The sequence below is a fragment of the Psychrobacter sp. FME13 genome (genome assembly GCF_014861395.1).
GTDB lineage: Bacteria > Pseudomonadota > Gammaproteobacteria > Pseudomonadales > Moraxellaceae > Psychrobacter.
Genome location: NZ_RRYV01000076.1, coordinates 1 through 14,471 on the forward strand (window position 1 = coordinate 1; position 14,471 = coordinate 14,471).

General features: G+C 41.5%; 12 protein-coding genes. 5 read left to right on the forward strand and 7 right to left on the reverse strand.

Annotation, left to right across the window (positions count from 1 at the left end):
- The 5 genes from EI164_RS09910 to EI164_RS09930 form a co-directional block, all read right to left on the reverse strand.
- Positions 1–113 (reverse strand): IS1 family transposase (locus tag EI164_RS09910; RefSeq protein WP_192519804.1); only part of this gene is annotated, 113 nt, incomplete at its 3' end.
- 248 nt (positions 114–361) lie between these two features.
- Complete coding sequence (locus EI164_RS09915) at positions 362–655, reverse strand: 4a-hydroxytetrahydrobiopterin dehydratase (RefSeq protein ID WP_192519805.1); 294 nt, start codon at positions 653–655, stop codon at positions 362–364.
- A gap of 402 nt (positions 656–1,057) precedes the next feature.
- On the reverse strand, positions 1,058–1,351 hold the full coding sequence (locus tag EI164_RS09920) for a GNAT family N-acetyltransferase (RefSeq protein ID WP_192519806.1): 294 nt from the start codon (positions 1,349–1,351) through the stop codon (positions 1,058–1,060).
- 138 nt (positions 1,352–1,489) lie between these two features.
- A complete protein-coding gene (locus EI164_RS09925) occupies positions 1,490–2,818 on the reverse strand; it encodes a fatty acid desaturase family protein (RefSeq protein ID WP_192519807.1) in 1,329 nt (442 codons plus the stop codon).
- A gap of 85 nt (positions 2,819–2,903) precedes the next feature.
- A complete protein-coding gene (locus EI164_RS09930) occupies positions 2,904–4,145 on the reverse strand; it encodes a flavin reductase family protein (protein ID WP_192519808.1) in 1,242 nt (413 codons plus the stop codon).
- A gap of 400 nt (positions 4,146–4,545) precedes the next feature.
- Between EI164_RS09930 and ettA the strand changes: the two genes are divergently transcribed.
- Positions 4,546–6,207: an energy-dependent translational throttle protein EttA gene (gene ettA / locus EI164_RS09935; RefSeq protein WP_192519809.1), complete on the forward strand. Its 1,662-nt coding sequence runs from the start codon at positions 4,546–4,548 to the stop codon at positions 6,205–6,207.
- A gap of 95 nt (positions 6,208–6,302) precedes the next feature.
- On the forward strand, positions 6,303–6,716 hold the full coding sequence (locus EI164_RS09940) for a hypothetical protein (RefSeq protein ID WP_192519810.1): 414 nt from the start codon (positions 6,303–6,305) through the stop codon (positions 6,714–6,716).
- 24 nt (positions 6,717–6,740) lie between these two features.
- Here EI164_RS09940 and plsB read toward each other — a convergent pair whose 3' ends face one another.
- Positions 6,741–9,506 carry a glycerol-3-phosphate 1-O-acyltransferase PlsB gene (gene plsB, locus EI164_RS09945; protein WP_192519811.1) on the reverse strand — a complete coding sequence of 922 codons (2,766 nt, stop codon included), beginning with the start codon at positions 9,504–9,506 and terminating at the stop codon, positions 6,741–6,743.
- Between the two features lie 367 nt (positions 9,507–9,873).
- On the opposite strand from plsB, the gene ybaK reads away from it, so the two are divergent.
- Positions 9,874–10,362 carry a Cys-tRNA(Pro) deacylase gene (gene ybaK / locus EI164_RS09950; protein ID WP_192519812.1) on the forward strand — a complete coding sequence of 163 codons (489 nt, stop codon included), beginning with the start codon at positions 9,874–9,876 and terminating at the stop codon, positions 10,360–10,362.
- Positions 10,363–10,457: 95 nt separating this feature from the next.
- Positions 10,458–10,832, forward strand: coding sequence for a 5-carboxymethyl-2-hydroxymuconate Delta-isomerase (locus tag EI164_RS09955; protein ID WP_192519813.1), 375 nt, complete (start codon positions 10,458–10,460; stop codon positions 10,830–10,832).
- Between the two features lie 103 nt (positions 10,833–10,935).
- On the opposite strand, the gene EI164_RS09960 is transcribed toward EI164_RS09955, so the two are convergent.
- A complete protein-coding gene (locus tag EI164_RS09960) occupies positions 10,936–12,756 on the reverse strand; it encodes an acyl-CoA dehydrogenase C-terminal domain-containing protein (RefSeq protein WP_192519814.1) in 1,821 nt (606 codons plus the stop codon).
- Positions 12,757–13,148: 392 nt separating this feature from the next.
- Here EI164_RS09960 and EI164_RS09965 point away from each other — a divergent pair, with 392 nt between their 5' ends.
- Complete coding sequence (locus EI164_RS09965) at positions 13,149–14,273, forward strand: FUSC family protein (protein ID WP_192519815.1); 1,125 nt, start codon at positions 13,149–13,151, stop codon at positions 14,271–14,273.
- Positions 14,274–14,471: the final 198 nt, after the last annotated feature.

The window sequence follows — 14,471 nt, forward strand, 5'->3', positions numbered from 1 at the left end:
TGACGTTTGCAGTCCTTGCACTGGTAGTTCTGCTTGCCATAGCTTTTTTTGCCGTTTTTCTTTAAACTGGGACTGTGACAGTCGGGGCAATTGATCTGTATTTGTGTCTTCATAACCTCAAATATATCATCTTGCTTCGGCTGTCACCCTTCTTTTATTACTCCAGCATACTTTTTGATACACCACCAAATATTAAATAAAAAATCGTCAAACAAAAAAGTCCTCATAATATTATGAGGACTTTTTTATGGCTAATTTTTCTGACGTGTTTATTTTAAAGTATTTATCTGAGTAACAAATATGTCACCATGAAAAATATAAGCTTCAAAGTTCTAAGCGTATGACTGTCAATCAAATTCGATTATAAGCCTTTTGGCTGAATAATATACTCCATGCGTTTGGCGAGACGAATATCATGACTGGTGATGCTGTTGCTGTCATTGGTTGTTAAACGTACTTCTACAATGTTGTATATATTGCGCCATTCTGGGTGGTGCTCAAGTGCTTCCGCATAAAATGCTGCTTGGTTCATAAAGCTCATAGCTTCAATAAAATCGCTAAAATGATAGGTTTTCACGATAGCATTGCCATCGCGCTCCCAACCAGTCAGCTCTTCTAATTGTAGGTCGACTTGTTCTTGAGATAAGCTACTCATATTAATAACCTTTATTGTTATATTATAGCCAGTCCTATATAAGTAAATATAGTGTTAGGTTTGCTCAGTCTATTATTTGACATAGTTTCGCATGCCTCTCTTATATCTAAATTATTTTGTACTAGCTATAAAGTGGTTTTTTAAAAAATATTAGTCGCAACATTATAACTATAGCTGCTATCTAATATGATATCTATCACACTTTTTATCCTACCATTAACGGTACTAAAGAAATTTCAGCGTGCTTTATTTTGTAATGATTATAAGCTAGAAAACCCGCCTGTATTTGCTATCTTGCCATATATTTAAAGATAAATACATCGGATTAGATAACAAATTAGCAGGAGGGTAGTGTGTTGTTAATACGCTTATTTTTGATAGCTAATATATTCTGGAGTTAGGTTAGAGTAAGTCTTGATATTCAGGGTGTTTGCTGATGTATGATGATACAAACGAGCATTGAGGTACGACTTTTTTGCCATTCTCACGTGCATAATTGAGCGCGTGCTTGACCAATGCCGATCCGATGCCGCGCCCACCAAGTGCTTGCGGTACGATGGTGTGATCGTAGACTAGCTTATCATCTTGCTCTTGATAACTTATATAACCAATATGGTCATCGATAGCAGTCTCAAATCGTTTAGCTTCTATATCGTGAGTGATTTTTATAGGCTGTTTAGCAGTTTGGTTGCTCATTACTACTCTCCGTTATTATAAAATGTTATTTGTTATTAGGTACTATGATTATAAAGTGACCTGATTTTTAAAGTCGATACATATTTTTATTCTCTAAGCGATCTAAAGCATGCGGTAGGTGCAATACGCCTGAATGCGTTAAGCATAAAATAAAGCTTGGCGCATGACTGGAGGAAGGTATTTCCCCAATCCACGTATGACAGGAACGTCTTTAGTCTTTTCTTTGACAGTATGAGTCGATGCGGGTAATTGTGATTGTAAATAAGCTTGCCATTCTGCCGTACTTGGTTTGCTAAAGTGATGGATGCGCCCGATAACTTGTCGAAGTTGACGACCAAAGTGCCCAGTATTATAAGGTAGCTCGTATTTTTGGCATATGGCCTGTATTTTCGGAGCGATGCGAGCATAGTGTCTGGCGGGCATATCAGGAAAGAGATGATGTTCAATTTGATGCGACAAATTCCCCGTCAAGAGATGAAAAAATTTACTGCCTTTTATATTGCTAGAGCCAAGAATCTGGCGCACATACCATTCACCCTTGCTTTCATTTTCATCAAGCTCAGTATAAACATGAGCCTGCTCCGTGAAATGTCCACAAAATATCACGGCCCAAGTCCATAAATTACGAGCAACATTGGCCGTGATATTGCCACTCAATGTCGTCATAGCACTACGCCGACCTAATAACGCTCCTGCTACAGCAGGTAATGCAATATAGTCTTTGCCGACCTGCCTTGCCATTTTGGCAAATAGGCCACGAGATTTAGGCTGCATGATTGCTGCTAGCTGTGGAGACTCAGCATATTCATCAACACTAATCTGAATGTCATGAAAAGCAACGGCCCACTCAAACCCTAAAGCCAAAAACATCGTATTAAGTAAGTTGTAGCGATCGCTTGGGGTCCAAGGTTGCTCATCCGTCACACGAATTAAATGATAACCGACATCGTGGTCACGACCCACGATATTGGTAAATGTGTGATGCAGATAATTGTGTGAATGCTGCCATAGCGGAGCAGGGCAGACGATGTCCCAATCAAACTTTTGGCTATTTAGATAAGGGTGTTGCATCCAGTCATATTGCCCATGCATGACATTATGCCCAAGCTCCATGTTATTTAGGATTTTACTAAAGCTTAGTAGAGAGGTGCCAAGTAGCCACGTTGCTATCATTTTACGTTTAGATGGCATGCGTCCAACCGCCGCCAGTAAAATACGTGAGCCAATCTCGCTGTAGACCACCGTGGTATATATGCGCTGAATATAACGTGCATCATCGCGGCCTAGTGAACTCATAACGTCTTTATATAACGTGTTTAATTCATCAGCTAGCGCATCACTGCGTGCCTTTGGTAGCTGTGCCCCCGTCAATGTTGGATAGAGCTTTTGTTTCGATGGTATATCCGTCGCTGTCGAAAATGCAGATACGGCAGACCGTGCAGTGAACATAGGCGGTAATAAACGCATAAAAACTCCTTAACTAAGGCGACTAATATCGGATGAGACAACGAATGTTTAAACATGCTTGTACATGTTGCGTATATCTCAAATCTCAAATATCTAACACCACATCGGTCATCGCGATATTGATGCAGGTCTGAATAGACTCGTAGCCCTCATGACTAATCTTGCCTGTTTGAATGTTTTGTACCACACCGCTAACTTTATTACAGCGGCATAGCTGGCAAATACCCTGTCTACAGCCATGCGCTAGCCTTACATCAGCCTTTTCAGCAGCAATCAGTATGGTTGTGTCACTGCTAAACTGTCTGTGCCGTGACCGCAAATAGACAGTGTGTTCTTCTACAGATACTGTTTTATCGAATGTTTGATAGCCATCCATGTTGAAACCGACCAGAGCATTACCAAAGCTCTCTACTATGATGTTATCACGTAGCTGTTTGTTTGTAGGGAGAGTTATTTCTGCGGCAGCTTCATATAAGCCAGCTAACAATGCTTGCGATCCACAAGCAAATATCTGCGTCTCTGCTAATGGCAAGTTGAGCGCGAGCAAGCTGTCAGAACTGAGATATCGTGTGCTAGCCAAATAACTATTGGGGTCTTCTGTATTGATAAAGTGATAGTTAAAATTTGGATAGCGCTCTTTTAACTGCCGCCAATGTTCTAAAAAAGGTGTCTCTGCCAGCGGTATGCGACTGTAGTACAGCAACGTAACAATGCGATTTTGATGAGTTTGCTCTAAGGCTTGTGTGATAAGCCCTACCATGGGAGTAATGCCACTGCCACCAGCTATGAATAGTAAGGACGATGACGTCGGTAAAGTTTGCTGATGTTTGGCTCGCTGTGTATTCGTTTTTGACTGCACATTAATCTTTGACTGTGTGAGCGTAAATTCGCCACTTGGTAAACCACTATCGAATATCGTACCGAGTTTGGCTTGCTGTGTTAGATAGTTAGATACCAATCCTTGAGGTTTAATGGCAATAGTAATGATATGCGACTGTTTATTCTTAGTATTGTCGATGCCAGCATATAAATATAACGGTTGCTTTGGCAACCCAACCAATGAGTAATGACGCTGATGATGAATGCCATCGATAATGACTGTTAATCCAATATATTGGCCCCCGTGCCAGCCCAGTTGTCGATCAAATACTTGCCGATTAAAAGCATAGTTGCCTTCGAACTGTAGGGCTATTAAGTCATCATTGATTACTTGCCGTGTAATCAGTCGCAACTTAGGACGGGTCAAAGACCAAAACGGATGCAAGTGTGACCCAACAAAATCAACAAACGCACGTTGGATAATTTCAGGGCGATAGCCAATAGCCATAAACAGGTTACCTTTTTTAATGTTTTAAGCTTTCTGAGTGAGTGCTGTTTAAACTATGTCAGATAATCTTGTTAAGATAATCTAATACTTTAAAGGTTATTAATTAATTTTTCGTAAGGTTTGCTACTGCTTTTTGTGGTCTTTATAAAACAGTTATGAATCAAAATGTTAAACAAGACAAGTCGATAGTCCATTTCATTTCTGCTTTTTGGTAGAAAGCAGCATACTCAGTGACAAAAGCAGTAAAACAAACGCTAAAACAATCTGTTGGCTTGCAGGGTATGCGCCACAATGCGATAATGACTTATAATGTGTAACCCTGATTTTGAGGTGTGGCGTGCTTGGCATCATTGCTAAGTATGATTTGCTAGCCTCTTCTATGCAGTCTATCGGAGTGTGAATGGCTCAATATATCTACACGATGAACAACGTGTCAAAACTTGTTCCCCCTAAGCGTGAAATTCTAAAAAATATCAACCTATCATTTTTCCCAGGTGCCAAAATTGGTGTGTTGGGTATCAATGGTTCAGGTAAATCAACCTTGCTGCGCATTATGGCAGGCGTGGATACTGAATTTAGTGGTGAAGCACGCGCGCAAGCAGGTACCAAAGTCGGTTATTTGCCGCAGGAACCACAGCTTGATGACAGCAAGGATGTACGCGGTAACGTTGAAGATGGTATGCGTGAAGCGCTAGATGCGCTAGCACGTTTAGATGCTATTTATGCTGAATATGCCGAGCCTGATGCTGATTTTGATAAATTGGCTGAAGAACAAGGCAAGATGGAAGATATCATCCAATCTTGGGATGCGCATAACCTAAACACCCAATTGGAAAAAGCGGCTGATGCATTGCGTCTGCCACCTTGGGATGCTGATGTCAGCAAGCTATCTGGTGGTGAAAAACGCCGTGTGGCACTGTGTCGTTTGTTATTGTCTCGTCCTGATATGCTACTACTTGATGAACCGACCAACCATTTGGACGCCGAATCAGTTGCATGGCTAGAGCAGTTCTTGCAAAACTACAGCGGTACTATCGTTGCTATTACCCATGATAGGTATTTCTTAGACAATGTGGCACAGTGGATATTAGAGCTTGACCGTGGCCACGGCTATCCGTACGAAGGCAACTATACTGAGTGGCTAGAGCAAAAGAACACGCGTCTAGAGCAGCAGAACAAGCAAGAAGAATCATTTGCTAAAGCACTGAAAAAAGAGCTTGAGTGGATTCGAAAAAATCAAAAAGGTCAGCAAGCCAAGTCTAAATCTCGTGTGCAGCGTTTTGAAGAGTTGAACTCAACTGAGTTCCAAAAACGCAATGAGACCTCTGAGATTTATATTCCACCTGGTCCACGTTTGGGTAATAAAGTTATCGAAGTTAACGATATCTCCAAGTCATTTGGTGACCGTTTGCTTTACGAAAACCTAAGCTTTAATGTACCAGCTGGCGCAATCGTAGGTATTATTGGCCCTAACGGCGCGGGTAAAACCACGCTATTTAACATGATTACCGAGCGTGATACGCCAGATACTGGTTCAGTTGATTTGGGTGAAAGTGTTAAAGTGGCCTATGTGGGTCAGGTACGTGACCATCTAGATGACAACAAAACCGTTTGGGAAGAAGTATCAGACGGCCTAGATATCATTACGGTTGGCGACTACACTACGCCAAGCCGTGCCTATATCGGTCGCTTTAACTTTAAAGGCTCAGATCAGCAAAAACACGTCGGTCAACTGTCAGGTGGTGAGCGTAACCGTTTGCAACTAGCGAAGACGCTAAAGCAGGGCGCGAACGTATTGCTACTCGATGAACCATCAAATGACTTGGATATCGAAACCCTACGTGCGTTAGAGGATGCGGTTCAAGTATTCCCAGGTACGGTAATGGTAGTGTCGCATGATCGCTGGTTCCTTGATCGTATTGCTACTCATATATTGGCATTCGAAGAAGAAGGCCCAGTTTGGTTCGATGGTAACTACACTGAGTTTGAAGCATATCGTAAAAAGACGATGGGTGATGATGCCAGTCCTAAACGTGCCAAGTATAAGAAGATTTCTAATTAGAATAAATTCAAGAAAAAACCACAAATAATACATTATGGTTGCAAAAAAAAGGCATAACTTAGGTTATGCCTTTTTTGTTGTTTAAGAGATAAGTCATGGGAAAAATATTCGAAATATCACAACTATTAACTATATTTGCAATGATAGTATTGCCTATTGTGATGGTTTATAAGCATCAGTTTTCACAGAAATCTCGTTTGGCTTCTTGGCAAATATTTTTGATTGGTACTTTTTTGGTGTGGTTGCTGGTTCAAGTTGGTGTTTACTTTACCGATGCCTATCTACAAGCTCAGCTTGATGTTTTTGATTTAGATGACAATGGGTCTTTTTCATCAGATGAGAGAAGTGAGGCGCAACAACAGGCTATGATGAGAGTGACTTCAGACACAGGTAGAGCATTGGCACCTGTTACTGGAGCCATATTTGCCTTTGGTTATATGTCGATACTTATCATGTTTTTTAAGTTGCTAGGTATTTTCACAAAAAAAGAGCCAAGCATAGAAGCTTGACTCTTTTTATGATAATCCTAAAACCTAACGCTTACGGCCAAATTTACGCTGCTTTTTATTACTAATTTCAGTAATAGCATGAGTGATTTCGGCATCGTCTAAGCTGGCGACCTGTTGCAAAATTTTCATCATATCAGGCGTCAGCACGTACTTAGCGTGATGAGCGATGTCATGAATACGTTGATCAAAAGTAAGTACGCCTGTTTCACTATCTTTTTGTAGATAGTCGAGTCGCGTTAGCGCACTGATAAAGCTGGTAAATAAGGCACGATCAAAGAAATCAGGAATGTCATCGGCATATAGTACCGACAGACGCTGTCCAAGTAACTGACACAAATCTACAACTTCATTTTCGGTTAAATTTCCCGAGCCTTGCTGGGCGAGTAGGGCAAGGGTCATAAAGTAACGCTCAAGACTCTGTCCAACTGGAGTCGCGAGTGCTTGCAGTTGTTGGTAGTGCTTGCTATTCGACTCAGGAACGCTGAGTATGCCATCACCGAGTTCTACAATTAGCCCGTGAGAGAGTAAGTTATCGACTTTTTTGTCGAGTGTATCGGCTAAACTATGTGCTGGATAATACAAAAACAGTTCAGTCTGTAAAAATGGGTACAACTGCTCAGCGATACTGTCTAAACGGCTACGTCTGATACGGCCATTGCGAGCCACTAATGCAGATAAGAAAGACAATAAAATAAACACATGCAAGATATTATTGCGGAAATAACTGAGTAGCGGCGCTTGCTTGCCTGCGACCTGAATGATATCACCCAAAATGTGCGGCGTTCGTTCGATAAGTTTGAGCTTAATGCCGTAATCGATGATTTGCTGCGGCGTCATGTCGGTAACTACGCTATCATCTGAGTAGGCCAGTTGTTGGGCCAAATCTTGGTAGAGCGCAATTTGCTCTCGGCAGCTATTTTCATCTAAAGCTGCTTTGGGTGCCGACAGTAGCACTAAAGATAACAGTGATACGGGAGTCACCACTGCTGCTTTATTGATATGCTGCATGATTTTTACACCGATGTTGTCGACCATAGAGCTGGCCTTGTCATCCATAGGTGTATCCGTGCGATCTGCAGGTAAGCTATTGGCTGTCACATCGAATTTTTTCATAAACTCGGTAAGGTGTAGTGGCGTACCAAAGCTTAAGTGTACGTTGCCAAAAATACGCTCAATTTTACGACCCGCTTTGATTAACCCAATCAAAGATTCAGACTCTTTTGGCTTACCTTTAAGTTCGCCAATATAAGTGCCGCCTTCCATAATACGCTCGTAACCAATGTAGGTGGGAATAAAGACGACAGGCTTATTGGTTTGGCGTAATTGGCTATGCACGGTCATGGCTAGCATGCCCATTTTCGGTGGCAGTAAGCGACCTGAACGTGAGCGACCACCTTCAATAAAGTATTCTATGGGCGTGTTTCGAGTGATTAATGTGTGCATATACTCGCGCAATACAGAGGTGTATAACGCGTTGCCACGAAAACTACGACGAATAAAGAACGCAACGGCACCGCGTAGCAAAGGCCCTAATACCGGCACATCAAGGTTATCACCTGCTGCCACATAAGGAATACTTAATCCGCGTTTATAAATCACATAAGACAGCAACATATAGTCGATATGGCTGCGATGAGATGGCACATAAATAATTTCATAATCGGTGGCCAGCTCACGTACTCGCTCAAAATGATGCACATCAACACCATCATATAACTGCGTCCACAACCAGGTTAAAAATCGGTCAAAGACACGAATGATGGGGTAAGAGTAGTCGTTGACCATCTCATTGGCATAGCCTTTTGCCACGCTTCGAGCTTCGCGGGTCGTTGTGCCTGTTTCTGCAGCTTCTGTCTCTATTGCATGCTTGATGGCAGGTGAGTACACTAGTTTATCTACCAGGTTACGGCGGTCTGATAAATCAGGACCGAGCATGCTGGCACGTTGTTTGTCTAAATAAATCGACAGCTGTTGCTGCAATATACGAACCAGTTCGCGATTACTATCAGCGGTTGCTACCAGCGCATAATTTGGTGCTTTGTCAGTCTGTTCTATGCCATTATCGTTGTCTAGATTATCTTTTAAATCAGCAGCTAGAGAATCAAAAATAGCAGGTCCTTCTATATTACCTGTAAGGCTATCATTGATGAAGGTACGCAAATCTTGTGGTGGATGAAATTGCACAAAGGTATCGCGTCCCATTACGCCAATATTAAATAACTGTTTGGTGATACTAGGGTCTTGCCAGTTATCAGCGGTCAGTAGCTTAAATAGGGAGTCTTCTTTTTCTGGTGCACGTCCCCATAGGATAGATACTGGTACCAAACGCACTTTGAGATCTGGATATTGCAATACAGCAGATACGAGACGTGATAGGCGCGGTGACAACTGACTGTTTTTAGCATTTGGATGGTTCAAAAAGATAATGGCTGCATTTTCTTTAATATTATGAGTAGTATCTTCTACGCCAACTAATGCGGGTGGCAAATTGTACTCTTGCGTCTGTAAGTCAATCAAAATACTATTGGAGCGTGAATACTCTTGTAGTACGTAAAAACTGATCGTCTGATCGTCAGCTTCAAACTCCGGTAACTCACCTAATAGTTTAGGTTTGACAGCCACATCGAGCATTTGACCAGACAGCTTGCGATAAATCTGGTTTATTGGCGCACTTGAATAAGGCTTAGTAGTGCTTAGGTTGGCATCAGTAGTAGCCGCTTTGTTATTTGTGGCTGTCGCTTTGACAGTCCGTTTTTTTAGAAACTTATTCTTTAAGAAACTGGGTATCATAATGAGTATCAAAAGTAGTTAAATATATTGTGCTTATAATGCCATAAAAGCCATCAAAGCGATATATACTGCTAATATTAGTATTGAGGGATTACTCATTTGTGGGCTAAAGTTTGTTTTATACATTCTCCAATAGTTCGAATAGGGGCTGTTTTTAATCCAAACGATGGTCATCTAACTGGGCTAAAAATAGCCAAATATCGTTAAATGGCTGGTCAATATCCCTATATTATCTGTGTTATTTTTTTCGTTTGATGGTAGTTTATCTTTATCATCATTTTTAGAGTGAAGACATATTCTAGGGAGGATATGTCCTCAATGATATTATTATTTACCTATTCCTTTCATTAAAATACGTTAAATTACTATGACTCCAGCTATCAATCTTGCCAAACAGCAAAATCTTGACTATCAATTGCACGAATATATTCATGACAGTAATGCGCCTTCCTTTGGTTTAGAAGCTGCAGAAAAGCTCGGAGTGGATGTCACACAAGTTTTTAAAACTTTGGTCGTCATGACAGAGTCGGGTACATTGGCTGTTGCTATCTTGCCAGTTCATAAAACGCTGAATTTTAAGAAAATGGCGAAAGCCTTATCTGCTAATAAAGTGCTATCGTGCAAAAAAGTGCAAATGGCAGAGCCAAAACAAGTGGAGCGCAGTACTGGTTATGTGTTGGGCGGTGTTAGCCCATTAGGTCAAAAGAAACGCTTAGCGACTATCATCGATAGCTCAGCAGAGTCTCAGCCTACGATTTATGTCAGTGCTGGTCGCCGAGGATTAGAGATTGAGTTGCCACCTTTACAGTTGGCTAGCACGCTTAAGGCACATTTTAGTAACATTATTGATGATTAGATTGTTGATGACTAAAAAGTATTGTCGCTGATATCAAATACGTTTATTCTTTTATAATAATTTTACTTTTACTCATGTTTTATAAGGATATACTCATGCCACACTTAACCTTGCAAGCGACTCCTAATGTCAGTATCCCTCATGAAGAGTCATTGCTTAAGTCTCTAAATCAAGCACTATGGAATAGTGGACATTTTGGTAAGCCAACGGATATCAAAGCACGCATCGTACCTCTTGAGACATTTTTGGTTGGCGTAGAAGATGATGAACAGGTGAATGGATTTGTCTATGCTAATTTTAAATTGATGGCAGGCCGTGATCTGACCATACGTAATGAGTTGTCTGAGATATTAATGACGACATTAGAAGCAGAGCTGGCAACAGCACAATCAGATCGTACCTCTCTACAAATATGTGTTGAGGTTGTAGAGTTAAGTGCAGTGTATAAGAAAAAAGTTTTAGGCAGCTAAGGTCAGAACGATTGAGCCAAATATCTCAATGAATATCTGTTACGTACAAAAAAGCGCCTAAATATAGGCGCTTTTTTATGCATCGTTGATTAGTTTTTTAATCCTAGTCTAGGAAAGCAAAGTTTTCGATATCCATTGACGTCATGCTTTCACTTGGTGCGACCATTGATTCAGCATGACCTGAGGTACGTGGCAACAGCTTATCAAAGTAGAATTCCGCAGTCTGGATTTTTGCTTTGTAGAATTCTGGCGCTTCAGTACCACCGTTTTCAAGCTTGTCGTAAGCAACCGCCGCCATACGTGCCCAATGATAACCCATCATCACATAGCCTGAGTACATTAAGAAATCCTCTGAAGCAGCAGAGATAATTTCACGATCTTTACGTGCCATTAGCATCAAACGTACTGTTAAAGTATTCCACTCAGCACACAGCTTAGTCAGTGCCCATACAAACTTGCGCATGTCTTTATCAAGCGCATACTCGCCACACCATTTCATGATACTTGAGGTGTAGTCGCGAATGATCTTACCTTTAGACTGTAAGATGACTTTACGACCTAACAAATCTAATGCTTGAATGCCAGTGGTGCCTTCGTACATGGTCGCGATACGGGCATCACGAGCAATCAGCTCCATACCCCATTCTTTAATATAACCATGGCCACCGTATACTTGCTGGCCGTGTTTGGCAGCTTCGATACCTAGCTCGGTTAAGAAGCCTTTTAAAATAGGGGTGTAGAAACCTAATTTGTCATCCCACTTTTCAAACTCTTCGTCATTGCCGTTGGCGATACCTTGTGCCATTTTGTCCGCATAGCGCGCTGAGTGATAAATCATCGAGCGACCACCTTCAGCAAAGGCTTTTTGGGTCAGTAGCATACGACGTACGTCAGCATGATGGATGATGGCATCCGCTACTTTTTTAGGTTCTTTAGTGCCAGATAGCGTACGCATAGAACGACGGTCTTTTGCATACGGTAGTGCATTTTGGAATGACAATTCTGTATGCGCCAAACCTTGGATACCAGTACCGATACGTGCGGTGTTCATAAAGGTAAACATGGCTTTTAAGCCTTTGTTTGGTTCACCAATTAGGTAACCGACTGCGTCATCAAAGTTCAATACACAAGTCGCTGATGAGCTAATACCCATTTTGTGCTCGATAGAACCACAAGTGACGCCATTACGTTCGCCTATTTCGCCATCAGTATTTGGCAAAAATTTCGGTACGATAAATAGCGAGATACCACGTGTGCCTTCTGGTGCATTTGGTAGGCGAGCCAATACGATATGTACGATGTTTTCCGTTAGGTCATGTTCACCGCTTGAGATGAAAATTTTGGTACCGCTAAGTTTGTAAGAGCCATCATCTTGTGGAATGGCTTTTGATTTGACTTGTCCCAAATCTGTTCCACATTGTGGTTCAGTCAAGCACATAGTACCAGCCCAAGAGCCTTCAACCAGTTTGTGCAAGTAAGTTTCTTTTTGCTCATCTGTACCATATTGCAAAATGGTATTGATACAACCTGTTGATAAACCAGGATACATTGCCCAAGGCCAGTTAGCCGTACCGATGATTTCTGCTTTGATTAGGTTGATAGACATAGGTAAGTTCATGCCACCAAACTCTTCAGGGTACGAAATACCTTGCCAACCGCCTTCGACAAACTGATCATAGGCTTCTTTGAAGCCTTTAGGCGTGGTGACTTCACCATTGTCAAAATGACAGCCTTCTGCATCAGCTGGCTGATAGATCGGAGCGAGGACGTTTTCAGCGAAATCAGCCATGCCTTGCAAAATCATATCAACTGTTTCAGAGTCTGCGTTCTCACCGTTATCCAAGTCTTTATAATGGGTTTGAAAGTCAAAAACATCATTGATCAAAAACTTGATATCACGTAGAGGTGCTTTATAAGTTAACATAATCATTCTCTTTGGTTGTTCGCTATCATAGACTGTTGGCTTGGCATATAAGCCACGGTTTATATCAACGATTATTTAGTTATTTTAGTAAAGGTAGGTAGTATCAGTGATTGTCGGTAAAATCTATAAAGAACAGCTCATCCACTTTGATTGCCGTTAAGGTGTCTTAGCTAAAATGTTTGTTGTGGCACTGATATCAGTATAAGTCTTCTATAGCCACAAATATATAACTAATAACTAATATTCATGTATTTTAAGTTAAATTAAAAAATTTAGTTGTGTTTAAAATGTCACTTTTTATTAAGACTTATGACTGAGTGTATATTTATCACAAATAAAATCGTAGTAGAAAAATGTCATTCATTGTACTTATGGCATAAGGAAAGACAGTTATGAGTGCATTCATGCACAAGAAAAATCAAGTATCGTGGCTGACCAGATTATTGACTCGCATAAAGATGTTAATGAAAGGTGAGCTAGGACACTTACTCACTGTTAACCGTAGTCAAAGACCGTGGCACATGCCCATTATCGCGGCAATTGCGATTAGTTTCCCAGTATTTACTGGGGCGTATTTTGATGTTTTGTCTGCAGGTATCAAAGCGTCGCTAGGTGCAATGATTATCTTGAACTTACCATTATCAGGTGCACTACCATATCGGTTGGTTACAGTCATGGCTTGGGGCTTTGCTATGGCACTCAGTTTTGCATTAGGTTTGATTGCTCAGCAGTTGCCTTGGCTTCGGTTGCCAGTATTTGCTCTGATCGCGTTTTGTGTTGTGATGTTGGGTCGTTATTATCGGCAGCCACTACCTTCAGGTCTATTTGTGATGATGGCAGGAGCGATAGCATTATTTATAACGGTACCGCTAACACAAGTATTATCTGCGATTGGGCTAGTGATGTTAGGCAGTGGCTTTTCGATGTTACTCGCCCTGTTATATACGCTGTTTTTATTAATATCGCGGCCTGTTCTGCCTGCTCCTGTCTATCGATATGAGACAGATACCATTGGTGACAGCCTAATTGTAGCGGGCTTTGTTAGCTTGACATTGGCCATCGCTGTACTGTTTGAGATGCCTTACCCGTATTGGGCGGCGATGAGTTGTTTTATCATTATTCAAGGCATGCAGCTACGAACGATGTGGATTAAACAGTTGCATCGGCTATTAGGCACTGTAGCGGGGATGGCTGTCGCTGGTTGGATGTTGTCATGGGGGCTGTCGATATGGGGTGTGGCTGTATCTATACTAGTCATGATGTTGTTGATTGAGTCATTGGTCGATAGGCATTATGGCATGGCTGTGATATTTATCACGCCGCTGACGATATTTATCGCAGAGTATGGCAGCATGACGGCGACACCACTTGTTGCTGAGGCAATCATACAAGCACGTATGCTCGATACAGCGCTCGGCTGTGCAGTTGGTCTGAGTGGTGGATTGGCCATTCATTCGGAGAGACTGCGTATACCGTTACGCCGCTTAGAAAATTGGCTACTGGGACATTTTAGCTAGAGCGTGTTTTCAGTTCACTCACCATATAAATAGGCTAAAAATGGCTAAGTCCTGTCAAGCATCACCAAGTAGCACAATAACATCTCGATATTATCTGTGCTATTCCTTTTGTTTAACGGCTTTTTATCTTATGCCTATCATTATAGGACTTACGCAACAATCAGTCTAGGCGAGCGTAACTGCTCGCAGAGATAGTCA